Below are 22,001 nucleotides of genomic sequence, written 5' to 3'. Positions count from 1 at the left end.
ATTTTCAGACTAACATTATGAAATTAACTCAACTCAAAAACTAATACTACTTCAAAACTCTGGGAGGTTTTAAATCATGGAAATCAAAGATTGGCAAAAGCAAGTGGATGACTGGATTACTCAATTCGAGGAAGGATATTGGCAGCCCTCATCCATGATGCTCCGTCTGACCGAAGAAGTAGGGGAACTGGCCCGGGAAGTCAACCACCGTTATGGTGAAAAACCGAAGAAGCCTGATGAACCCGAAGGAGATCTGGCTTTGGAAATGGCCGATATCCTCTTTATTATCATTTCTATGGCAAACTCCCTTAACATCGATTTAGAGGAGGCCTTTGCCCGGATGATGGAAAAATATCGCGTCCGTGACAGCAACCGCTGGACACGAAAAGAACAAGAATAGTGTTCCCCAATGGGAGTTATTTAAATAGCCTTCGCGCCAATCCCGGCTTACTAATCTCAACTGCCTGGTGGGGACAAAGCTCTTGACAACAGAAACAGCGAATGCAGGCCTCGAGATCGATCTCGGGCCTTTTTTGATCGTTTAATCTCAATGCCTGTGGCGGGCAATTCTTTACACAATCTGCACATCCCACACATTGGTCATGGTTAAAAAGAGGCTTAGGACGAACCTGATTCAGAATAAATCGCCTTGCTCCCGATGGTAGAGGTACACGGTCGATGAAGTTTACGGACATAGATTTAGGGACCACAAAATTCTGAATACGCCATAAGGATCGAGGCTCCCCCACTAAGCTTACTTCTTCAATGCGACTGACAAAGCCCCTCTCCCTGGCAGCCATGATGGTGGGGACATTCTCAGGTTTTAGACCGATTAAATGAGTGGCCGCTACATCCAAAGCGAAAGGGTTCTCACTCATGAGAAGTGCTCCCACTGCCCTTGGCTGACCTGCTGAGGGGCCATCTCCCTCCATTCCCACAATCCCGTCCATGATGCTGACAGCAGGTTTAACCCAAGTGGCTATGTCCACGAGAAGATCCGCAAACTGCATGACCTCCGGCATTTTAAAATGATATTCCGCTTTAAGCAGTCCCGGAATGACTCCAAAGAGATTTTTCACCGCTCCTGTAAAAGTCATCATAGCATGTGTTTTCAACTTTGATAAAGAAATGATCACATCAGCATCCCAGACGCTTTTGGTAATCGTTAGGCTCTTGACCAGCTTTCCATCAGGATGGGTAACCACTTCCTGACCCACATTAAAATTGAGCTCTGCTCCTGTTCGTTCTGCTACTTCTTTAAGCCCACAGCGTGCGTAAATGCCCTGAAGGGCACCTACCGTATAGGGTCCCCCGGGGCTGTCGCCGATAATGGGAATTCCCCCCACTTCTTGAACCAGACGAACAACTGCCTCCACCACAGAGGGATGGGTGGTGACTGCTTCTTCGGGACGTTTTTTCATAAGTAAATTCACTTTAAGGAAGACTTTTTGACCCGGCTTCACAAAAGCCTCCATACCTCCCAATTCCTGCAATCCGCTTCTTAAGAACTCTTCTACCCCGGAAGTGTATTCAGGGCAGTATTTTAAGACGACTTTGGAGCCCATCAGCTCACAACCTCTCACTGAGAATTATTTTTTGGATCTATGAAACAGGCCCCTTCAAATAGGCTGTTATGAATCGTATTTAAAGATGAATAAGATAAAGCTATTATACCTTTTTTGTGCGAATTTAGGAAATTTCCATCGATAACCTTGTCATCCAAAAACAACCTAACAACTCCAGGCTCAGAAAAAAGTTGGTAAGATGTTCTAGTAGGTTTTTACAGTTTTGAATGGTATACTCAATTTGTCCTGAAAGGGACAATCTAATATAGCACTTTAAGCTGAAACAGGTTAGTTTGTGAAACTATTTGGAGGTATGTTATGAAAAAGACGAAAAAATTTACTATTGGCGTATCCTTAGCCGTTTTGTTAACAGTGGCCGCAGCCCCTGTCCAAGCAGCGCTTAAGGTGAGCAATTCTTATTCTTCAAGTGGCTCTAACGGTTCTATCATTTCACTCCGTTCCTATACACCTTGGGTGAACAACCTCACAGCCACCACACCGAGTAACCCTGGAACTCCTTCGAATCATAGTTCCAGCGATTCCACCCAAAACGGTTCTACGCTTGTAAACACTACTAAAGGGTATGGCAGCGTCATTTCCTTGAAGAATTTTAAATTTACTGCTAAGGAGGCTGAAAAGCCTACTAATACAGTCCCTGTACAAACCCAGCCGGCACCAAGTCAACCAGCACCAACCCAATCCGTTCCGGCCCAACCGGCTCCGACCCAACCGACCACCCCTTCAACTAATGGAACCACCACACTCGGTACCCAAGAACAAGCTATGATTAACGAGATCAATAAAGAAAGAGCAGCAGCTGGCCTCTCTCCTTTGCAGGTGGATCTTCGCTTGGTGGACGTAGCTCAGATGAAAGCCCTGGATATGAAAACCAACAGTTACTTCAGCCATACTTCTCCCACCTATGGTTCTCCCTTTGATATGCTGAAGAACGCAGGTATTCAATACCGCTCCGCAGGAGAAAATATTGCCCGCAATATGTCAGTGGATGCAGCTATGGCGGCTTTCATGAGCAGTGACGGTCATCGCAAAAACATCTTAAATCCTGCTTATACCCATATTGGAGTAGGTGTGGTCAGCAGCAACTCCGGGAACTACTACGTTCAGATCTTTGCTCAGCTGTAACGAGTAAACGAAATCCACAACTTAAATTCCCCTCGAAATTAGTAAAGGCGTGACCTCATGGTTACGCCTTCTTTATTTCTTACATAGTCTATAGTAGAAATAGTTTAAAGCCAGGAATAAAAGAACTGTCACCCTGTATCAAAGGAGGTGAAAAAATGCCGACCATAATTTACCCACGGACTTTACCTTGGAGCTGGATGGTTCAGCGCCCTCAACAGCTCATGCGGGAACTTTCTTACTTAGGGTATACCATCTTTTACGAGGATCGCGGGGCTTTTCCTCAGCCCCAGGTTAAAAAGCTCTGGGATTCCTTCTATCTCTGTCAAGGAATCTCTCCCATGACGTTAGCCCATCCCAGACCCCGCATTCTTTGGCTGACCTTCCCCCAGCATCTCTATCTCATTGATACCTACCGACCGGATGCGGTGGTTTTCGATTGCTCCGATGAAGCCAAGGAGGAGTTCGCTGCCTGGGGGCCCTACATAAAGCCCTTACTCGCTCAAACTAAGCTGGTCTTTGCTTCCTCCCAGAGTCTTTACGATCAATTGGCACCACAACATCCTGAGGTAACCCTGCTGCGCAACGGGGTGGATTTTGCTCATTTCTGCACCCCCCAAAAGCGGCCTCTTGATTTACCGACAGGGCAGCCCATTATTGGCTACAGCGGAGCTATCGCTCCTTGGCTGGATTGGGATCTGCTGAAAAGAGTTATTGAACAGCATCCGAATTTTCATTTTGTTTTTCTTGGTGCTTTAGTAATGCTTAAGGGCTTTCCTCTAGAAAGCCCCAATGTAAGCTATCTCGGCTTAAAATCCTATGACAGCCTGCCCGGTTATCTCCACGGCTTTAATGTCAGCCTCATTCCCTTTAAGCTGACTCCTATGACTATGGGCTGTAATCCCATTAAGCTGTATGAATATGCAGCCGCCGGTTTACCTACTGTAGCCACTCCTTTGCCTGAGCTTATAGGTGCCCAAAAAGTTATCCAGAGCCTCAGTACCGGGGACTCTGAGCAACGTCGGGAAGATTGCTGTCCTGGCCTTAACCTGGCCGCCACTGCGGAAGACTTCTCCCAAAGTATTAGGGAGATCTTGCTTAAGAGTGTGGATCAAGAAGCTTTACAGGCCTTCGCCTTGCAAAACACTTGGCAAAAGCGGGCCGTAGAAATTCATAATAAAATCCTTAAGCAAGGGCTCTACACAGGCTAATCCTGTAACACTTAGGGTGAAACTTGAATAGAATACCCCGAAAATACAAAAAAGGAGGGAAAACAACTCATGGCTGACCTCTATCCATATGACCCCTATCGCGAAAGAGTATGCATAATTGTCGAGAAAGTCTTTTTTAGTTGCCAACAGAGAGAGTGTTTTCCAAACTTCCCAATTGACCTGCCAGATTGTGGCGGTCCGTGCACCTTTGTGGACATTACTTTCCAAAATGGGGTCATCCTTCCCGAGAGCATCGTCATTACCCCTATTCCCAGCCGTCCAAATTTTGCCCGGGCTCAGTTCACCGTGCGCGTCTGCTTCACTGCTACTGTAAGAAATGCCGCCGGGCAACTCCTCACCGTTCCAGGCTGTCTGCCTGACATCTTCAAGGACATCGTGATTTACTATCCGCCTACCCGTTCGGAGTTCGATTTCAACCTCAGAGTTGAAACTCGCAGCGAGATTCTGGTTCCCGCCATCATTTCCGGAGACGATTTAATTGTCACAGTAGGGGTTTTCGTTATCGCGAAGCTAACCGGATTTGTGCAGCTGGCTATTGATGCCTTTGGGTATTGCCCGGAACCACCATTCTGCGAAGAATTCCCCACCGAGGAACCTTGTATCGACTTCCTGAATCCAAATCTCACCCCATTCCCTACGGATTTCTTCCCCCCACAACTTCCCAGCCCTGTTCCCGGTCCAATGTATGTAAATCTCACCTAAACTTACACCCTTATCAACTGTTCTTAACGTCTAAAAAAGCTAGGGCTGTCATTAGGCAGCCCTAGTCCAACATCACAGGAGGTGTGCCTATTGCCCGCATATACTTCCTCATCCCAATCCTTCCTTTTACTTAATGAAAACATTTCCTACTTATTGGAGATACACAATGATGGGCTAACTTTATCTTCTTCCAATGGTCACCCATTATTTGAGTTAAAGGAATCCGTCCTGCTTGCTCAAGGGATTCTTGATGATGCCCAACAAATCCATCTTGCTTACATAAAAGTTTCCGGTGAGTTTTGTTACTCAGTCATTCTGGCTGACGGGCATCACCAAACCATGTCTCTGGGTAAATTGGATATCCGGACCCAGCGTTTTGATCGCCTGCTCCTCTTTCCAGCGGGCAAGGTAATTCATATCTTTTATGCCAGCTCTCATTATGGGCTGCCTGATGTTTGGCGCATCACCCACCTTTTCTGGAATGGTCAGACCTGGAAATCCGCCTTTCTGGGGGAAGTGGTCCATCCTCGCTATCCCTTATATCATGTACTCATGGATTCCCGTTCTAATCTTCACGTCCTCATGATGACCTTCCTGGGAAAACGCTCCGTTCTGTTGTCCAGCATGTTTAACGGTACCTTCTATCTCTGGTCTAAACGCCAGGAGGTTCTTACTATCCCCCGTGAAGTAGTAGATATGACGGCGGTTATTACCGCTCAGGATGAAGGACATCTTTTCTGGGCAGCCAAACAACCGGCCAGCGATCGCTTTGAAATCGGTCACGGAGTCCAAGGAAAAATAAATGACTTTAAAAGTACCTGGCGAATTGAGGCCTCACCGGCAACTAATCTTGAAGGCCCCTGGAGAGGCTTAGGAGTTATTGAATCCCAGGGTATGTTTAATCTGTTAGTAAATATCAATCAAGCTGTACTGTTTCAGGTTCAAGATAGAAGCTGGAAGCCCGTTCTGGCTCATTCCGGCGACTTTTTCTCCCTGCACATTGCGCAAAAAACTGAAGGAATAACTACTTATTCTCATTGGTTGGGCATAACAGGTCAAGAGGCTCCCCTATTCGCCCAGGAACTATCTCTGGTTAGAACCCCCCCTCTCAATGATTCCTCTCAGATTTCTGTTCATCAAACTAACGATCAATTCACTGCACCCCATATCCTTCCCCCGGATACCCTACAACATGTTGAAAAGGACAGTAGCGTACAGGCTGCTTTCCATGAAAAGACCCTTCCTGAAACCGAGGCTGAGAGGACCGCTACTCAGGCTATCTCTGAACAAAGCGATTCCGTGGCTTGCACCGCCCAAGCCCCCCTCCCTGTCTCCACCGGGCAGATCAGTCCCCAGGAAACATCTGATGATAGCGCTACTTCTCATCATTTAAGCCTTATCTTCAGCGATTTGAAAGAAAGTACCACACACATCACCAGTAATCTGGAATGCTTAAGCGAAAAGGTGGATTTTCTTCCCGAGGTACTGGAGCTCCTCAAAGAGCTTAAAAGCAAAAACGATCAAACCTTAAACGCTCTGCAACAGCTGGAGACCCAAGTCCACCACATGCAAACTCTAAAAGAAGCGGCTGTAAAGAAAGGATTTTGGCAGCGATGGTTAACCTAAACAGCCTTATGAAATACGGGGATGTACTGAAGCAATATCCCCAGTTGAAACCTCACTTTCGCAGACTGGGTATTCCTGTCTCCGGCTGCGGCATCTACTACTTGCTGGACATGACTTTGGAACAACTGGCCCAGCGCTATCATCTAACTGCTGAAACCTTGCTCAAAGCCTTGCAAAGGGGATATTAGTGTGAAAGTTCTTTTTCAAGTCCGTCAGGATTATCGCAAAAACCCAGCGGGAGACACTGTCCAGCTTCTGGCCACAGCTCAAGCTTTAAAAAACCTTGGGGTACAGGTCTTTTTATCCCTTAACCCCAAGGTCCAGCTTGAAGAATATGACTTGGTTCATATTTTTAATGCTACCCGGGTAGTGGATGCCGCCATGTATTTTGAAAATGCTAAAAATCAAAGTAAGCCCATTGTGGTATCCCCTATATATTGGAACATGAATCATTACTTAAAAAAAGTTGAAATGAACTCGGTGGCTTTAGAGCAATGGGAATCCTATCAGCCTTGGCGTAGTCAATTGCTGCAGGATTGCGATCTGCTCCTTCCCAACGGTCAAGCGGAAATGGAGGAGATTCAAAGGGATTTCCAGGTCACAACACCCTTTAAGGTCATTCCCAATGGATTTCCCCAAGAGTATCTTGGCATTGATGGAACTTACTTCCGAGAGCAGTGTCCGGGACTTCCGGAAAAATTCGTTCTCTCGGTGGCTCGTATTTCCTCCCGCAAAAACCAAAAGTGGCTGGCCCAATGCTGTCAGGAGCTAAGTCTTACTCTTGTTCTGGCAGGTCCCATTAATGAACCGAAGTACTTTGAGGAAGTACAAGTTTATCCCAATGTAATTTATTTGGGCACCATACAGGGACGGCTTCTGGCTTCCGCTTATGCCGCCGCTAAGGTTCATGCCATGCCCAGTTGGTTTGAAACACCGGGGTTATCCAGCTTAGAGGCAGGAGCATGTGGTGCTGTGGTCCTTTCCACGGACCAAGGGTGTACTGAGGAGTATTTTCAAGATATGGCCGTCTATATGGATCCCTTTGAAGAAAAGAGTCTGACCCCAGCCTTGGAAAAGGCCCTGACCTTCTCGCCAGAGCCTTTGACGAAACATATTCAAAAACATTACTCTTGGTCCAGGATTGGGGAAATGACCTTAGCAGCCTATAAACATGTGTTGGTGGGTTCCGCTCATAAATAATCCATGAGGATTAAATCATATGAATAATGAAGTAGAAAGACGAGACGTAAGGATGGAAGTCTCGTCTTTTATAATTTTTCGTGTAAAATGCTGATTTGCTTTCTCTCCAGCTTACACCTTTCCGGTCCGAATAAAATCCAGCACTTTTTGGCAAGTTCCATAACGATCAGTTCCAGAAATCAAAATAGCTCTATCCACCGGTTTAGTATTTCCACCCACCACATATATCTTTTTGGCTGAATCCAGGTACCCATTACTCAAGCGATCCAAGTAAAGAATGGGGGCCTGGAGATAATCCGCCAGGTATCCTGCTGCTCTCTCATCCGCTCCTCTACTTACCAAGATTAGATGCTCCACTTTGCCATCTCCCCCTATATTGATTTTCTGTAGTCCATCGATTTCTCCCTCCAAGGCCATGATCATGTCTTCCCAGGTATAACCATAGCTTTTCAGATAATCGATAGGGTCCGTGTGATTGGTTTCTCCATAGGTAAGAGATATATCCCGATGAGAGAAGACATTGTGTGTCGTCCATCCGTAGCGGACACAGGCGTCAGCTACCAACCAAAGGGTTCGTTTCCAGACTTCCTGGAACTTTTGCGGATCATGTCCCTGGGGTTCGCTCATTTCCACGGACAGAAAACGATGGTTGGCCGTATACCCAGCATGCCAGGCCACTTCGTTTTCTGGAATAGCGTGAATGAGCTCAAGCCAATCCACGAAATAATGAGCGGAAGCAGCCCGGTGCTGACTGTTGAAATAGTTAAATTCATTTTGGGCTGTAGCCCCAGGTGTCGCTGTGGAGTGAATCACGAAACCCTGAGGCTGCAGAGGCTCTTGAGGTCGATTATTGACTAGGATTTGCTCTTTCACTTCGTATCCCGTAATAATCCCTCCTTTTCTTGTAATCTATCCTTCGTTTATTCTATGCTCCAAGATACCTTATGGTACTTTTCTCTGCTTGGCATTGAAGAGATGAAAAAAGTCATGAGCAAAATTAGCACCTTTGCCGACCACTAAACCGGTGATGATGACTCCCACATACCCATTTTTAGTCTGAATTCCAATTAAGCTTAGGGCATCGATTTGGGTTTCATAGGCAAGAAGGATCCCTATGCCCAAGCTGATCAATTCTAAAGTAAAGGGGCGAATTTTATCAGGTAGAAAAGGAATCGTGCTGACAACTGTCTTAAAAAGGTCTACAATCTTCTCGACCACGACGGCTAAAAGCACAACTATACTTAAGGCATCCATCGCTACTTCCCCCTTGAAGCCGTGATATCTTTCCCCTTTAACTATATTCCAGCTTTTTCTGTTAGGTTCATATTCTTGGAGGAATTTCCCACAACAAAAGACGGCTTATCGCCGTCTTCATTTTTTCAGACTTCTTACTGTGACAGTCCTTTATGCTCCTTACGTTCCGAGGTTAATTGATTCAGACGTTCCTCAGTAGTCTTCAAAACATTTTCAAGAAGAGGCAGATCCTCACGGGAGAAGACTTCCTCTTCATCAGCCCTAATTCTTTCGATGGTTTTTTCTACAGGGACGACGCGGAATTGCTGCCTGCCTCCCTTAGTGTAGCTGTGAGAATAGGTAGGGATTAGCTCGACTCCCTTTAATGCCGTGGTTTGGGATATCAGAGTATCCGAGATCCCTTTTGAGGCAGAGCTCTCCAACTTGCCGGGTTGAATCACTTTCTCAATGTTGAACTTTAAGTGAAGGATAACACCGCTGTTGCGCTCCTGACCTCTTTGATCCCCGATAAAGTTCCCGATGGAATAAGCCACAAATTTCTCTTTGCCATCAATATTGAAGTATTCCACCGGTTGAATTACGTGAGGGTGGCTCCCTATGATAGCATCGGCACCCGCTGCCAAAAATTCTCGGGCGAGAGTCCGTTGTTCGTTCGTGGGCTCTGTACTGTATTCCACTCCCCAATGAAGTACAAGGATTAGCAGATCCACTTGAGTGCGCAATTGACGAATATCTTGAAGAATCTGCTCTTTTTCCAGCATGTTAATAAAATACTGATGTTCAGAAGGGAGGCTTAAGCCGTTAGTTCCATAGGTGTAGGCTAGGTAGCCCACCTTGACGCCGCGGATATCCTTAATGAGATAGCCGGAATCCCCCGGATTTTTACGAACACCTAAAACGTCCAGCCCTGCTTTTTCGAGCACCTCTACGGTTCTGACCGCCCCCCGGTATCCTCGATCAAGGATATGATTATTGGCTGTGATCACCCCATCCACTCCATAGTCTTTCAGGTGGTCAGCGATCGCATCTGGACTATTGAATAACGGATATCCGGTATAGCCTCCCTCCGAACCGGCAAGTGCCGCCTCCAGGTTGGTGGTACAATAATCCCCTTCCTCCATCAGCTCTCCTACCGCTCCAAAGAAATTAAAAGCGTAAGAGCCATCCGGTTGACTCCCTGACCAAATCAGAGTGTTGTGCATGAGTATATCTCCCAAAGCGGTCAGGGTAATTGTCTCCTTTTGGTCTATGAGTTCAGGTTCAGGTAAAGGAGTCGGCACCGGTTCATTTGGCCCCGTTTGCTCAGTCGCTCCGATAGGAATCGATTGACCCTGGCAGCCTGTTAAGACCGATGATAGAGAGATAAGTAGGAAGAGTAAAAGTAGGGAGGGAAAATAAGTTCTCGGAAAGGGATATTTTATCATGGGAACCTCCACATCGAAGTAATTTCTTTTTCGTTATTTAGGACTATCTTTGTGAACAGCTTTTCTAAATATTCGCTTCATCTTCTCTTAAGTCCTTCTACACTTTGGTTCCCAGCTATTTTTTTATAATTTATGGAAAAACATCATATTTGAAATTCAAGTTCCTCTGGATTAACCCTGGTGATCATCACCTTGTCCACCCGAACATGGTCCATATCCACAACCTCAAGCCGCAAATGGCCGACTATTATACTATCTTTTTCTTTGGGTATATCTCCGATCTTATCGGTGATGTAGCCTCCAAGAGTGTGGTAGCTGTTTCCTGTATGGGGCATGGCTTTTTCTTCAATATCGAAATACCGTTTGAAGGTATCGAGGGCTACCAATCCATCAGCCAACCAGGAGTGTTCATCCTTCTCGATGATTTCCGGAGGGGTTTGTTCTCCTCTTAAGGGCATATCCCCCACGATATTTTCCATGATATCATGAAGAGTTACGAAACCTTCAATCCCTCCATATTCATCAATCACTATAGCTTCGTGGTGCCCCGCCTCTTGGAAGGTCTTCAGGGCTTGAAAGACCTTCATGGATTCAGGATGAATCAGTGTATCCTTAATGCAGTCATTAATTGCAAAGTCTACCCCGGATACCAGCTTGGCAAAAACATCCTTGGTATGAACCACCCCTTGGAAATTGTCCAGGCTCCCTTTACCTACAGGAAATTTCGTATGGGGGCTTTCGTTCATCTTGCTAATAATGTCGACAAAGGTATCCTCGATATCGATCCAAGCCAACTGGGTACGCGGGGTGAGGATATCAGCCAGGCGTTTGTCTCCTAAATAAAAAATCTGCTCCACCATATCCTGCTCAATCTCTTCTACTACACCACTGTAAACCCCTTGCTCGATAAGCGACGTGATCTCTTCCTCTGTTACTTCTGGATCGGTACTGGGTTTGATACGCAAAACTTTTAAAACCAATTCCGTAGATTTACTTAAAAACCAGATAAGGGGGCGCCCCGCCTTGGCAAAGTAATACATAGGTTTGGCTACCCGGCAGGCAACTTTTTCCGGGTTGCCCATGCCAATTCGCTTGGGAGCAAGTTCACCGATAATCAAAGATAAATAGGTGGATAATCCCACCACGAGAATAAAGCTGAACTGATAGCTTATAGGTGCTAATACCGGAATAGTCTCTATATACTTAGCCAGTTGTCCCGCAATAGTCGCTCCGCCAAAGGCCCCGGTAATAACCCCAATGAGAGTGATGCCGATCTGTATGGTGGAAAGAAGCTGATTAGGGTTCTCCGCCAGCATTAAAGCATAGGCTGCCCGGGAGTCCCCTTTGTCCTTAAGATTGGCCAGCCGATTCTTTTTCGAAGTCACAATAGCAATTTCCGTCATAGCAAAAAGACCGTTGGCCATGATGAGTATTAATACGATCATAATAGAGATCCATAAACTATCCAAATCTATCGTCCTCATTTCCTGTAAAAATGCCTATGCGTTTAATCTTCTTAACACTATTTTTTCTTCATGAAATAATTCTATCCTTGTTTATCAGGCAAATTGCAATCGGCAATTGATTATTGACGCTGCCAGCATTTATGGATATTATAGATACATATAGTCTATGATTAGGAGGTAATTTTTTGTGAAATATTCGAGGGCGACGGATTATGCTCTTCATACAATCTTGTTTCTTGCCAGAAATGGCTCGGAAAAGAAATTGGGGGTTCAGGAATTAGCTGAAAAACAAAATGTTTCCCCTACCTACTTGTCAAAGATACTTAATAAGCTGGTTAAGGAAGGGATGATTCATTCTTCACCAGGAGTTAACGGCGGGTATTCCTTAGGTCCCCATTGGGAGAAGATCTCTTTTTTTGATATTATCCAAGCTATAGAGGGAAAAACTTCCTTATTTGACTGTTGCCTGAACTCGAACCCTGAATGCTCCATAAAAAAAGTCATGCTTGCAGCTGAGAAAAATATGGAAGAGGAACTAAGAACTAAAAAAATATCAGAGCTTGTCTAAGCTCTGGTGGAAGAGGGGTTATTTTTATGGCTATGACAATAAAACAGCCTATTCAAAAACAGTCTATTCAATATTCTAAGATCGGTGTGTTATCCCTGGCCCACATGCTCAATGATCTCTATAGCAACTTTCTGCCCCAGATGCTTCCCTTTCTCATTATTTTACATCCGGACTTTACGGCAACCCAAGCAGCAATTCTTGTATCTTCCTTTACCATCTCTTCTTCCTTGGTGCAACCTTTTATCGGCTATTATCTGGATCGCCGCGGCAAACGCTGGTTTGTTTATGTAGGAACTTTGTGGATGGCCATCATGCTCAGCTTGACAGGAGTTGTTCATGAGAATTATATCCTTCTGGTCACCTTGGCTACTCTGGCCGGCCTTGGTACGGCAGCCTTTCATCCTCAAGCCTCCACCATGGTCAACATTCTAAGCGGAGACTATAAAGCGGTTTTGCTTTCGGCGTTTATCGCCTTTGGTAATTTTGGTTTTGCTCTCGGCCCCCTGCTCTTGGTGCCCTTATTCGAGGCCCATGGTTTGCAGGGAACTCTCTACATGGTGATTCCTGGTGTGATGGTATCCTTGCTCCTCCTCTTTTTCTCTCCCCGGGTCAATGTATCTCCCTCAACCCCCCCTGAGTTTTCCGCTCTGATGGCATCCCTGAAAACTGCTGCGAGGGAACTGAGCACTATCGTCGGAGTCATCGCCGTACGTTCTTTAGCTTATACAGGAATGCTCACTATGCTTCCCCTGTATTTTAAATCCCAGAACCTATCCAATATTGCGGCCAGCCACCTGGTAACCATTATGCTGGCTGCTGGAGCGGCGGGGGGAATTATCGGCGGTTTTATCTCTGATAGATTCGGACGGAAGCCGTTGATCGTGGGGTCCCTCCTTCTGGCTACGCCTTTGTTCTTTGCTTTCCTCTACACAGAGGGAACCTTGAGCACTCTCTTTCTCGCTTTAGCCGGGGCTTCTCTGCTCTCAAGCTTCTCTGTGACTGTGGTCGCAGCTCAGGAGGTTATTCCCAATAATAAGGCCATGGCAGCAGGTTTAACTTTGGGTTTCGCCGGAGGAGTCGGGGGCCTTGCAGTGGTTCTGATTGGCCGTATCGCCGATCTTTGGGGGCTTCAAATGGCTATTTCCGCTCTCTTTGTCCTGCCTTTCGTCGCCGGTCTGCTGGCACTGTTTATGAAAAGCCGTCCTGCAGCACGGGTGCAGCGAGGTGCTTAGATCTCCATTTAAAAATAGGATCGGCGCTGGGTATTACCTTTTTGTTTCTCCAGTGATTTTTCATAAACCCATTTTTGTAGCCCACCCGTTGATGCCATAGCAAGTTCGGCCAATTCATCGGCCTTTTTATAATCTTGTTCTCTAAAAGCCGCTTCTGCTTCAAGTGCATAGTGCAAGTGCTTATGCTTAATCCGGACTTTATAAGTTTCGAACTCCTCAAGGTTCCCATGGAGCAGGGCAATTAAAGCCAGATTATGATAGCGGATATTGCTGTTTTTAATCTCTTGAGCGGTTGCTTCGGCTTCTCTCAAGAGATTTTTTTCTATTTGCAATGTGGCTGTGAGAGCGATCTTAGCTTGCTTGTAGAAAGAACTGAGCCTTTCCAGCTGAATCTCCGCTTCTTGATAATCTTTCTCCACTAAAGAAATCAACAAGGCGTAATAAGGATGGTCTCTCTTCCGCTGAACATATCTACCCACTAAGTTCATATTCTTCGTATAAACAGCAATGTAGAGATAGAAAGTCACACCGCTAATTACCAAAATCACATAGAGATAAAGCAATAGCGGTATTATATCGATGTCTAAGCCTACATAGTTTTTCAGGATAGCTATGACGATTCCGAGAACTACTCCCATTAAAATAACGGCTGAATAGTGTCTCACCTTTTTATTCATTATACTAAACTCACTTTCAGTTAGTTCCAGGAGACTGGCTCAAGTATAAGGTTCTTGCCAAGATCTATCTATCATGGTAAAGCAACAAATCACCAGGTGTATTAGGTTATAAATACAGCGAAAGCCACCTGTCAAGGGTGGCTTTCTGCGTAAAAAACCTTTGACTAAGATCTTTACTGGCCGCTATTGACATCAATAAAAGGGACTGCTCCACCGGTAACATTGGGAAGTTTGCCATCCCATTTTTCAATAGCTTTAATCTTAGCTTCAATTTCCCTTAGTTGTACCAGTTCAGGAGTAACTTCTTGCTTTTGAAGCCGTAGAGATTCCGCTTCAGCTTTTGCTTGTTCTACTTTTTGCTTGGCCTCGATTTCAATTCTTTGCAGATCAAGATTAGCCTTTAAAGCTTGCTGCTCAGCAATTTGCTTTTGTTCAATCGCATTGTTGAACTCCTGACTAAATTTGAATTCAGTGATATTTATTTCGTCCAGAACCATATAGTAAGTCGCTAGTTTTGAAGCAAGAGTCTCTTTAATCTTGGCACTAACTTCTGAACGTTTGGAGATCAACTCTTCAGCCGTATATTGAGCCGTTATTGCTTTCACCGCTTCACCGATAGCCGGATCAACAATTCGTTCTCCATAAGATAATCCGACATTCTGATAAAGCTTATTCACTTGAATAGGGTCAAGGTGAAAGTTAACCGCAACGGTAGTCGTAACGATTTGTAAGTCTTTTGAAGCGGCCGTTTGCTCGGATTGAGATTTCTGGACTCGTACCTCCATCGGGACAACGCTTTGAACAAAGGGAATTTTAAAATGCAACCCTTCTGTTAAGACGATGGGACGGACAGCCCCTAATTGCAGAACAATACCTCTTTGGCCCGCATTCACGATGACAAAGGCATCCAGTGCCAAGATAACAAGAAGTACAATCACAAGCCCAAAGGTAATGAAGCTTTTGCTCATTTTCATTTTGGGTACCATATTGACAACTTTTTCAGAATCCAATTCATGTCCTCCTTTTTAATTTAATTGTGAAGCAGATGCTTCCTCTTAACTATACCTTATAGTAATAAGAAAAATCTATAATTACTTGCTCAAGAAAAGGATAATTACAACAAAAGACCACTCCCTAAAACAAATGAGTCAGCCTTTATCAAGCAGAATTCATAGGTTTCAGAAAATGATCTTCATTCTTAAAATATAACTGGAGCCGATGGCAGGACTCGAACCTGTAACCTGCTGATTACAAATCAGCTGCTCTACCAATTGAGCTACATCGGCTTGTCTAGCGACAAAATTTATAATAGCATAAGGCTGGAAGTTTTTCAACACCAAAATCTATAAAATTTATTACCATTTCTTGTTACTTGTTTACTTGTTTTCAGCTGCTTATTAAACCTCCTTGTAAGATAGATATTGGGTTAAGTTAAAAAACCTACCCGAACGTTCTTTGAAAACCTAATCCTTATTGTTCAGATGAATGAGCTGACACTCTACGTAACCAATATCGCTAAACCTCTGGTATAATCATTTCTTGGTCAGAGAGATAGATGTGCGTACCTCCTGGATCCCTCTTTGAGGCTTATCCGTGAAAAAGCGTGTCACTCCACAAGAATGATTCGATGTTTAGCTGGTTGGGTCACGGATTTCGTGTTACCCGTTTCAAATGCAAGGGTGTTGGCATTCTTTTTTAGTGGATGCTCTGACTCATCTGTTGGAAAGGTTGTGTTAATTTGTCCCAGTTTCTTCATGACTTTGTTGTTGGAATCGATGTTTCTTCTGAATTCTCTGTCGTTGCTATGCTCGCTCCCTCTGGGGAACTCATCCGCAAACCTTTTCGGATTGATCATAATCCCGCTGGCTTTCATAAACTGCTCGATATCCTAAAAAAGGAAGAAGAGCGGTTACAACGAAAGCCCATCTACTTCGTAGAATCTACGGGTATCTTTCATTTACCACTCTTCTTCTTCTTGAGGTCGAATAACCTTAAGGGTTTTGTGCTGAACCCCTTGAGTGTTCATTCTACCAAAAATTTCGACTTAAGAAAAGTGAAAAATGATAGTAAGGATGCCGAAGCGATTGCTAGACTGGCTAAATACCAAGATGTGAAGGTTTCTCTGGTTCCTGAGCCCCAAATTCTGGCTCTACGCATGATGACTCGGGAGTATTATGCTCTGTCGGATACCCTCACCGAGATGAAGAACAGACTATCCACGGACCTCTATCTTCTGTTCCCGGGATTCCTTGATGTGTTCTCTGGGGCCTTTGGCAAAACAGCTTTAGCCATTCTGAAAGATTTCCCTTCACCACGGGCCATTCTAGCCGCTGATACCGATTCACTGACTTCTCTTATCTCGAAAACCAGTCGTAAGGGGACCGCTTGGGCAACAAAGAAGGTGAACCAACTCAAAGACTGTGCCCAGCTTGCTTCCTCCATGCCTCATGAGTTCTCTTGGCTGGATGCTAAGATCAAAGTCCATATCGACGGGATCGAAAGCATGCAGGCCAGTTTAGACGGGGTTGTAACGCAAATACAAGCGATGATTGACTCTGAGCTCTTTCCTGCCGATGCTAAGCGTCATATTGAGCTTCTTGATGGTATACCTGGTATTGGCTTTCTGACAGCAGCTACGCTGATTGCAGAAATCGGAGACTTTAGGCTTTTCAACTCGGCTAAGGCCTTGACAGCTTTCTTTGGGCTGGATCCATCCGTCAATCAGTCTGGAAAATTCCAGGGTGACCGAAATAAAATCTCGAAACGCGGCACACGGATCGGGAGAAGAATTCTGTTTACCATCGCTATGGCCTCCATTCGTACAACACGTAAGGGGGATGAGATCAATCCGGTTCTGCGAGAATTCTACGCGGCAAAATGCGTGAACAAGAAGAAAAAGGTAGCTCTCGTAGCCGTAATGCATAAACTTCTCCACTACATCTTTGCTGTTCTTCGTGACCAGAAACCCTTTGAAATCAGGCAACCTGAGGATCATCAATCCTGGAGAAATACTAAGCTCAGACAAGCACCTGCTGCTTAAACATCTCTTTGTTGCATGATTGTAAGTTTGCCCGTGTCAAGGGTGATGCGAGGGATACCGAGGCCCTCAGGCCGAGGATATGCTCGCCATCATCCCATTGACACGGAACAACACCTAGAAGCTTGAAGACGGCAAAGTCTCTAATGCCCCAAAGTATTACTCCATATTAAAGAGAGTTTGCCTGGCAAGCGCCGAGCGTTTCGTTCCCCCCATAGTAAATACCTCGATTTGGTCATTGTTCGGATTTTTCAATGACTTGGTTTCTTATACCCATTTTTCTTGGACCTTGGAACTAAACTTTTTTTACATTACACCTTGACTTTAATTAGCTGGTCTTTAGTATGGCCCATCTTTTGCCTCAAGTTTACATCTGTGAAGTTTTTGCTTAAAGAAAAAATCTCAGATGATTTCCCAAAGCAGGTTAGGGGCATACTAATTTTGATTAAAGGGAGGGCACATGATGAGCAATCTAACCTATGAAGAAATATTCGGCCGTTTGGTCAAAGCATCTTATCAGGGAAAGCTTCAAGAGGAGATCGATTCTCTGGAATCCTCCGGAGATGAGCACACCAGGCAGTATGTCCAGTATGCTCTGGGCAAGGGGGATCCGGATAGAGTCGTCTTTCAGGTTAAGTCCTGCAATAAGAGGTGCTCAGAAGAGGACCATAGTTGCGAAGCCTCCTGCCTCTTCAATGCAGTAGTCCGGGATATGGAAGGGAATGTGGTCATCCAAGATCGGAACTGCACTCACTGCGGAGAATGTATCGAGACTTGCTCTTTAGACAGCTTAGTAGATAAAAAAGAATTCATCCCTCTGGTGGAAATTCTCCAGTCCAAGGAGATTCCCGTCTTTGCCATGGTAGCTCCGGCGATTATCGGACAATTTGGCGGTGATGTGACCATGGGCCAGCTTCGAGCCGCACTGAAGCATCTCGGTTTTTATGGAATGATTGAGGTAGCACTTTTCGCCGATGTACTGAGCTTAAAGGAGGCCCTGGAATTTGACAAGCATGTTCAAACGGATAAGGACTTTGTCCTCACCAGCTGTTGCTGCCCCATCTGGGTGGGGATGGTAAAGAGGGTCTATGATACCCTGGTTCCCCATATCTCCCCCTCAGTATCTCCTATGGTAGCTTGTGGGAGGGGAATTAAACGCCTGCACCCCGACGCCAAAACGGTCTTTATCGGTCCATGTATTGCTAAAAAAGCTGAAGCTAAGGAACCGGATATCCGGGATGCGGTAGATGCAGTGCTAACTTTTCACGAACTCAAGCAAATCTTTGAAGCCACGGATATTGAGCCCTCGGAGATGGAGGATATACCCAGTGAGCACTCTTCTACCAGCGGTAGAATCTATGCCCGCACCGGCGGAGTCTCCAAATCCATCTCTGATACCTTAAACCGTATCCGTCCAGATAAGCCGGTAAAGATCAAATCCATTCAAGCTAATGGCATTAAAGAGTGCAAGGCCCTCCTCAATGATATTATGAATAACGAGATTAAAGCCAATTTCTACGAAGGCATGGGCTGCCCCGGAGGCTGCGTAGGGGGCCCCAAGGCTATAGTGGATGTAGATAGAGGTACTGAGTTCGTAAACAAATATGGTGCAGAAGCAGACGCCCTTACACCCGCAGATAATCAGCATGTATTGGAGCTGCTTAAGCAGTTGGGCATTGATAGCGTGGAAGAGCTTCTGGGAGGAGAGTCTGCGGCAATTTTCCAACGGGATTTTTAAAGTAAATTTGCTAATGGAGGCTGATACCATGGATACACAACAGCAAGCGATGGCTAAACAAGCCTCGGTAATTGAGTTAAAACCTAATACAATAAGCCTAAGCCCTGAAAAGGATATAGGCCTGGAGAAGGGCATAAATCCGGGAAAGGAAACCACAAGAAACAAGAAGATGACCCTGCTCATATTCAGCGGCGAATACGATAAGGCCCTGGCCGGCTTGATTCTGGCTAACTCAGGGCGGGAAATGGGTATGGATGTGACCATGTTTTTTGCCTTTTGGGGGCTTTGCCTAGTGCGGGATCCCGAGAAAATGACCTTGGAAGATAAATCTCTCTATGAACAGATGTTCGGCATGATTACTCCTAAAGGAATCGAGGATTTGCCTCTTTCCCGTATGAACATGGCCGGCTTGGGAAAAGCCATGCTCAAAGAGATGATGGAAGATGACGATACGCCCCCCCTTACCGCCTTTCTCAATGGAGCAAGAAAAAAGGGAGTAAAATTCTACGGTTGTAAGCTCTCTGTGGATGTGATGGGTTTTAAAAAAGAGGAATTACTGCCGGAAGTTCAAATTATGACTGCTGCGGATTTTCTTCAAGAAGCTATGGAATCCCAGATACAGCTATTTATATAAAAATAACCTTCAGGCTAAACAAGAGGCTGCTGACTTTACAATGTCAACAGCCTTCTGCATACTCTGGAATCATCCGACAGAATGAAAAAGAAATCCCGCAATTTCTTGCAGGATAAGGATTCAACTGGAGCCGATGGTCGGAATCGAACCGACGACCTGCTCATTACGAGTGAGCTGCTCTACCTCTGAGCCACATCGGCACTTTTAACGAATGTAATTCTACCTGATTTCTTTCTCGAAGTCAACAGAAATAGCTTGTTTCTGTTGCTGTTACTTAAGTTACTTATTCTCAATTATGCCCATTAGAATTGAATTAATTGAGAAAATTCGTATATTTTAGTGTCTATATTTGTTGAAAACATTGACTTTACGCATGTCCCGTGTTACTTTTTTGTAAGAGTCAGGAAAATAAAGCAATCAAGTTCATAAAAAATGCGGTCGCTTTATCTTCTAGGCTTGCGCAATGAAGAATCCCCAGACGTGGGGATTCTTTTCATTTTCACGAGAGCATGGAAGACCTCGCTGAACGAAGAAATACTCCGGAATCTTACAGACTCAGATCTCGATAGCGCTACTAAATAGGCCAAAAAAATAAGACCCTGCCAGTTATGACAGGGGAAGAAAAAATATATCTTCAAAGGAGGCTAAAAGGAAAAGGTATGGTTATATAATAACCAATAAAAGTGAGCAATGTGTTGCGAGAGTGTGAAAGATTTGTGAAAACTTATAGAAAGTTATTGAAGATATATCAATTAATTTCCTATTCTCAGGGACCGAAAGAACCTGAGGCGTGAGCCGGCAATTCTCCCTAGGACATCAAGAAAAATGTCGATTTCCTCCTTGGTGTTGTAAAGTGCTAAACTTACTCTGACCATTCCAGGATGGGGTAAGGAAGGATTAGCTATATGGCGTTCCATCTCCTGCCTCGAGATATGCAAAAGTCGCTGTACATATGGTTGAGCACAGAAACAGCCATTACGTACAGAAATTCCCCCTTCCTTGGCCAAGTACTCGGCTACATCTTCGTGAAATAGGCCTTCCACATTGAAGGAGATTACTCCGATTCTCTGGGAAAGCTGCTGCTGATTAAGAGGTATTCCACCGTAAAAGGTTATACCTTCCATCCAACGCAATCGCTCATAGGCATATCCTAATAAGCCTTCTTCGTGCTGCAGCACCTTTTTCATCCCTATTGCACTCAGAGTCCGTATGGCAGCGACAAGGGCCACTACCCCCATAAGGTTGGGAGTCCCAGCTTCCTCTTTAGCTGGAGCATCGTACCAAAGTACACGATCCGGTGTTACCATCTGAGCTGTCCCCCCGCCCTGATAGTCCGGAGCTCCCTGGTCAAAAAAGGCACGAGGACCAATTAATACTCCGGTGCCGAAAGGGGCATACATTTTATGGGCTGAGAAGGCCAAAAAATCAATATGCTCTATGGAATGGGATGGGCGCATATCCACAGACGCATGGGGAACTAGTTGTGCGCCATCCACACAAATTCTTGCCCCATACCGGTGGGAGAGCTCGGCAATCTTATGAATCGGGTTCCGATGGCCAGTAACGTTGGACGCTCCTGTAACCGTCACAAGCTTGACTGCGCCCTGGTAGCGCTCCAGCTTGGCTCTAAGGTCATCCATGCGCAGGCGCCCCTGCTCATCAATCTCTATGTAGTCCACGTCGAATCTTTCGCGCCAAGGAAGAAGATTGGAATGATGCTCCATCCACGTGGTCAGAATGACCTCTTTTTTGTTTTTATTCTGGAAACGATTGGCCAGTTTATTAAGTGCCTCTGTAGTATTCTTTACAAAAATGACCGTATCTGACCGAGGGTCCCCTCCAACAAACCTAAGGACCTCAGTTCTGGCCTGTTCATAAATTTGAGAAGACACAACAGATTTATAGCCCGCTCCCCGATGAACGGAGCCATATAAAGGGGCAAAACGATTGATCTCCTCCAATACAGAGAGAAACGGCGGAGTCGTAGCCCCATTATCAAAATTTATTCCCGGGACTGAACCTCCTGCAGCTAGAGGAACTTGGGTATCCAGTCCAAGGAAAAGATGACCATAATTCGTAGGTTGTGTCCATGGGAAAAAGCGAAAGTTCATCCTTTAACCTCCTATATCAGTGATTCTGTTGCTGCGTTTCTATCACTTTGCATTATATGAACGATGCAATAATGTGGTCATTGTCCAATGGAATAAGGCCAAAAAAGAAGAAAAACTAAGCCTTTCTTATGTTCTTGCCTGATTTGCGGTACTATTTTCCTATCTATGAACAAATTGTTCCTTGATATTCGACACATTCCATGGTATTTTGTCATAGTCAGGAAAAATGCCGCGTTTGCCTGATGTTGCGTAATAAATTCCTGGACGCAGGAATTTATAACCAGTCTACTTCGTTACCCAAACGAAAAAGGGAGTGCTTCTGAACTACTTTTAACTGTAGCTAAGAGCGCTCCCTTTCTCGTTACTTTCTAATCTTTTAAAACCCAGTGAAGTTC

20 protein-coding genes and 2 tRNA genes are annotated in these 22,001 nt (G+C 45.1%); 12 read left to right on the top strand and 10 right to left on the bottom strand.

Annotated elements, in window-relative coordinates:
- Positions 1-76: 76 nt before the first annotated feature.
- Entirely contained in the window at positions 77-400 is a 324-nt protein-coding gene (locus tag DHAF_RS04180) for a nucleotide pyrophosphohydrolase (protein WP_005808431.1), read from the top strand.
- A gap of 16 nt (positions 401-416) precedes the next feature.
- Here DHAF_RS04180 and DHAF_RS04175 read toward each other — a convergent pair whose 3' ends face one another.
- On the bottom strand, positions 417-1,565 hold the full coding sequence (locus tag DHAF_RS04175) for a DUF362 domain-containing protein (protein ID WP_005808433.1): 1,149 nt from the start codon (positions 1,563-1,565) through the stop codon (positions 417-419).
- A 318-nt stretch (positions 1,566-1,883) separates the two neighbouring features.
- Here DHAF_RS04175 and DHAF_RS04170 point away from each other — a divergent pair, with 318 nt between their 5' ends.
- From DHAF_RS04170 to DHAF_RS04145, 6 genes are all read left to right on the top strand, one after another.
- On the top strand, positions 1,884-2,708 hold the full coding sequence (locus DHAF_RS04170) for a CAP domain-containing protein (RefSeq protein ID WP_005808436.1): 825 nt from the start codon (positions 1,884-1,886) through the stop codon (positions 2,706-2,708).
- A 155-nt stretch (positions 2,709-2,863) separates the two neighbouring features.
- Entirely contained in the window at positions 2,864-3,916 is a 1,053-nt protein-coding gene (locus tag DHAF_RS04165) for a glycosyltransferase family protein (RefSeq protein ID WP_011461865.1), read from the top strand.
- 210 nt (positions 3,917-4,126) lie between these two features.
- A complete protein-coding gene (locus DHAF_RS04160) occupies positions 4,127-4,639 on the top strand; it encodes a hypothetical protein (protein WP_242659932.1) in 513 nt (170 codons plus the stop codon).
- An 81-nt stretch (positions 4,640-4,720) separates the two neighbouring features.
- Positions 4,721-6,265 carry a hypothetical protein gene (locus DHAF_RS04155; protein ID WP_011461866.1) on the top strand — a complete coding sequence of 515 codons (1,545 nt, stop codon included), beginning with the start codon at positions 4,721-4,723 and terminating at the stop codon, positions 6,263-6,265.
- Positions 6,253-6,453, top strand: a complete 201-nt coding sequence (locus DHAF_RS04150; protein ID WP_005808445.1) for a hypothetical protein — start codon at positions 6,253-6,255, stop codon at positions 6,451-6,453. The genes DHAF_RS04155 and DHAF_RS04150 overlap by 13 nt, the downstream gene beginning before the upstream one ends.
- 1 nt (position 6,454) lies before the next feature.
- Positions 6,455-7,465 carry a glycosyltransferase family 4 protein gene (locus tag DHAF_RS04145; protein WP_015943052.1) on the top strand — a complete coding sequence of 337 codons (1,011 nt, stop codon included), beginning with the start codon at positions 6,455-6,457 and terminating at the stop codon, positions 7,463-7,465.
- Between the two features lie 111 nt (positions 7,466-7,576).
- Here the strand turns inward: DHAF_RS04145 and DHAF_RS04140 are convergent, their stop codons facing one another.
- The 4 genes from DHAF_RS04140 to DHAF_RS04125 form a co-directional block, all read right to left on the bottom strand.
- The gene (locus DHAF_RS04140) at positions 7,577-8,338 is read right to left on the bottom strand and encodes a peptidoglycan recognition protein family protein (protein ID WP_005808449.1); all 762 of its coding nucleotides are present in this window, start codon (positions 8,336-8,338) and stop codon (positions 7,577-7,579) included.
- Positions 8,339-8,407: 69 nt separating this feature from the next.
- The gene (locus tag DHAF_RS04135; RefSeq protein ID WP_005808452.1) at positions 8,408-8,719 is read right to left on the bottom strand and encodes a hypothetical protein; all 312 of its coding nucleotides are present in this window, start codon (positions 8,717-8,719) and stop codon (positions 8,408-8,410) included.
- Between the two features lie 134 nt (positions 8,720-8,853).
- The gene (locus DHAF_RS04130; protein WP_005808454.1) at positions 8,854-10,143 is read right to left on the bottom strand and encodes a CapA family protein; all 1,290 of its coding nucleotides are present in this window, start codon (positions 10,141-10,143) and stop codon (positions 8,854-8,856) included.
- Between the two features lie 143 nt (positions 10,144-10,286).
- A complete protein-coding gene (locus DHAF_RS04125) occupies positions 10,287-11,612 on the bottom strand; it encodes a hemolysin family protein (RefSeq protein WP_015943051.1) in 1,326 nt (441 codons plus the stop codon).
- Positions 11,613-11,796: 184 nt separating this feature from the next.
- Here DHAF_RS04125 and DHAF_RS04120 point away from each other — a divergent pair, with 184 nt between their 5' ends.
- Both DHAF_RS04120 and DHAF_RS04115 read left to right on the top strand, forming a co-directional pair.
- Entirely contained in the window at positions 11,797-12,177 is a 381-nt protein-coding gene (locus DHAF_RS04120) for an RrF2 family transcriptional regulator (protein WP_005808457.1), read from the top strand.
- Positions 12,178-12,203: 26 nt separating this feature from the next.
- Positions 12,204-13,409: an MFS transporter gene (locus DHAF_RS04115; RefSeq protein ID WP_005808460.1), complete on the top strand. Its 1,206-nt coding sequence runs from the start codon at positions 12,204-12,206 to the stop codon at positions 13,407-13,409.
- An 8-nt stretch (positions 13,410-13,417) separates the two neighbouring features.
- Here DHAF_RS04115 and DHAF_RS04110 read toward each other — a convergent pair whose 3' ends face one another.
- From DHAF_RS04110 to DHAF_RS04100, 3 genes are all read right to left on the bottom strand, one after another.
- Entirely contained in the window at positions 13,418-14,086 is a 669-nt protein-coding gene (locus tag DHAF_RS04110) for a hypothetical protein (protein WP_005808462.1), read from the bottom strand.
- Positions 14,087-14,259: 173 nt separating this feature from the next.
- Positions 14,260-15,096 (bottom strand): prohibitin family protein, encoded by an 837-nt coding sequence (locus tag DHAF_RS04105; RefSeq protein ID WP_011461868.1) that lies wholly within the window; start codon positions 15,094-15,096, stop codon positions 14,260-14,262.
- A gap of 200 nt (positions 15,097-15,296) precedes the next feature.
- Positions 15,297-15,372, bottom strand: a tRNA-Thr gene (locus DHAF_RS04100).
- A 452-nt stretch (positions 15,373-15,824) separates the two neighbouring features.
- On the opposite strand from DHAF_RS04100, the gene DHAF_RS04095 reads away from it, so the two are divergent.
- The 3 genes from DHAF_RS04095 (at position 15,825) to DHAF_RS04085 (ending at position 19,495) form a co-directional block, all read left to right on the top strand.
- Positions 15,825-17,126: an IS110-like element ISDha10 family transposase gene (locus DHAF_RS04095; protein WP_015942795.1), complete on the top strand. Its 1,302-nt coding sequence runs from the start codon at positions 15,825-15,827 to the stop codon at positions 17,124-17,126.
- A gap of 460 nt (positions 17,127-17,586) precedes the next feature.
- Positions 17,587-18,861, top strand: a complete 1,275-nt coding sequence (locus DHAF_RS04090) for a [Fe-Fe] hydrogenase large subunit C-terminal domain-containing protein (protein WP_015943050.1) — start codon at positions 17,587-17,589, stop codon at positions 18,859-18,861.
- Between the two features lie 169 nt (positions 18,862-19,030).
- The gene (locus tag DHAF_RS04085; protein WP_035213394.1) at positions 19,031-19,495 is read left to right on the top strand and encodes a DsrE/DsrF/DrsH-like family protein; all 465 of its coding nucleotides are present in this window, start codon (positions 19,031-19,033) and stop codon (positions 19,493-19,495) included.
- Between the two features lie 125 nt (positions 19,496-19,620).
- On the opposite strand, the gene DHAF_RS04080 is transcribed toward DHAF_RS04085, so the two are convergent.
- Both DHAF_RS04080 and DHAF_RS04075 read right to left on the bottom strand, forming a co-directional pair.
- A tRNA-Thr gene (locus DHAF_RS04080) sits at positions 19,621-19,695 on the bottom strand.
- Positions 19,696-20,247: 552 nt separating this feature from the next.
- Entirely contained in the window at positions 20,248-21,606 is a 1,359-nt protein-coding gene (locus tag DHAF_RS04075; protein WP_011459325.1) for an aminotransferase class V-fold PLP-dependent enzyme, read from the bottom strand.
- Positions 21,607-22,001 lie beyond the last annotated feature (395 nt).

This window comes from Desulfitobacterium hafniense DCB-2 (assembly GCF_000021925.1).
Taxonomy (GTDB): domain Bacteria; phylum Bacillota; class Desulfitobacteriia; order Desulfitobacteriales; family Desulfitobacteriaceae; genus Desulfitobacterium; species Desulfitobacterium hafniense.
The sequence above is the reverse complement of the archived record's forward strand: the minus strand, read 5'-3'. Positions and strand labels throughout refer to the sequence as shown.

Bases quoted from the DNA above. Each gene is read 5' to 3' on its own strand.
- DHAF_RS04110 (WP_005808462.1), bottom strand. From the start codon at position 14,086: ATGAATAAAAAGGTGAGACACTATTCAGCCGTTATTTTAATGGGAGTA.
- DHAF_RS04130 (WP_005808454.1), bottom strand. From the start codon at position 10,143: ATGATAAAATATCCCTTTCCGAGAACTTATTTTCCCTCCCTACTTTTA.
- DHAF_RS04135 (WP_005808452.1), bottom strand. From the start codon at position 8,719: ATGGATGCCTTAAGTATAGTTGTGCTTTTAGCCGTCGTGGTCGAGAAG.
- DHAF_RS04085 (WP_035213394.1), top strand. From the start codon at position 19,031: ATGACCCTGCTCATATTCAGCGGCGAATACGATAAGGCCCTGGCCGGC.
- DHAF_RS04090 (WP_015943050.1), top strand. From the start codon at position 17,587: ATGAGCAATCTAACCTATGAAGAAATATTCGGCCGTTTGGTCAAAGCA.
- DHAF_RS04115 (WP_005808460.1), top strand. From the start codon at position 12,204: ATGGCTATGACAATAAAACAGCCTATTCAAAAACAGTCTATTCAATAT.
- DHAF_RS04170 (WP_005808436.1), top strand. From the start codon at position 1,884: ATGAAAAAGACGAAAAAATTTACTATTGGCGTATCCTTAGCCGTTTTG.
- DHAF_RS04175 (WP_005808433.1), bottom strand. From the start codon at position 1,565: ATGGGCTCCAAAGTCGTCTTAAAATACTGCCCTGAATACACTTCCGGG.
- DHAF_RS04150 (WP_005808445.1), top strand. From the start codon at position 6,253: ATGGTTAACCTAAACAGCCTTATGAAATACGGGGATGTACTGAAGCAA.
- DHAF_RS04075 (WP_011459325.1), bottom strand. From the start codon at position 21,606: ATGAACTTTCGCTTTTTCCCATGGACACAACCTACGAATTATGGTCAT.
- DHAF_RS04165 (WP_011461865.1), top strand. From the start codon at position 2,864: ATGCCGACCATAATTTACCCACGGACTTTACCTTGGAGCTGGATGGTT.
- DHAF_RS04180 (WP_005808431.1), top strand. From the start codon at position 77: ATGGAAATCAAAGATTGGCAAAAGCAAGTGGATGACTGGATTACTCAA.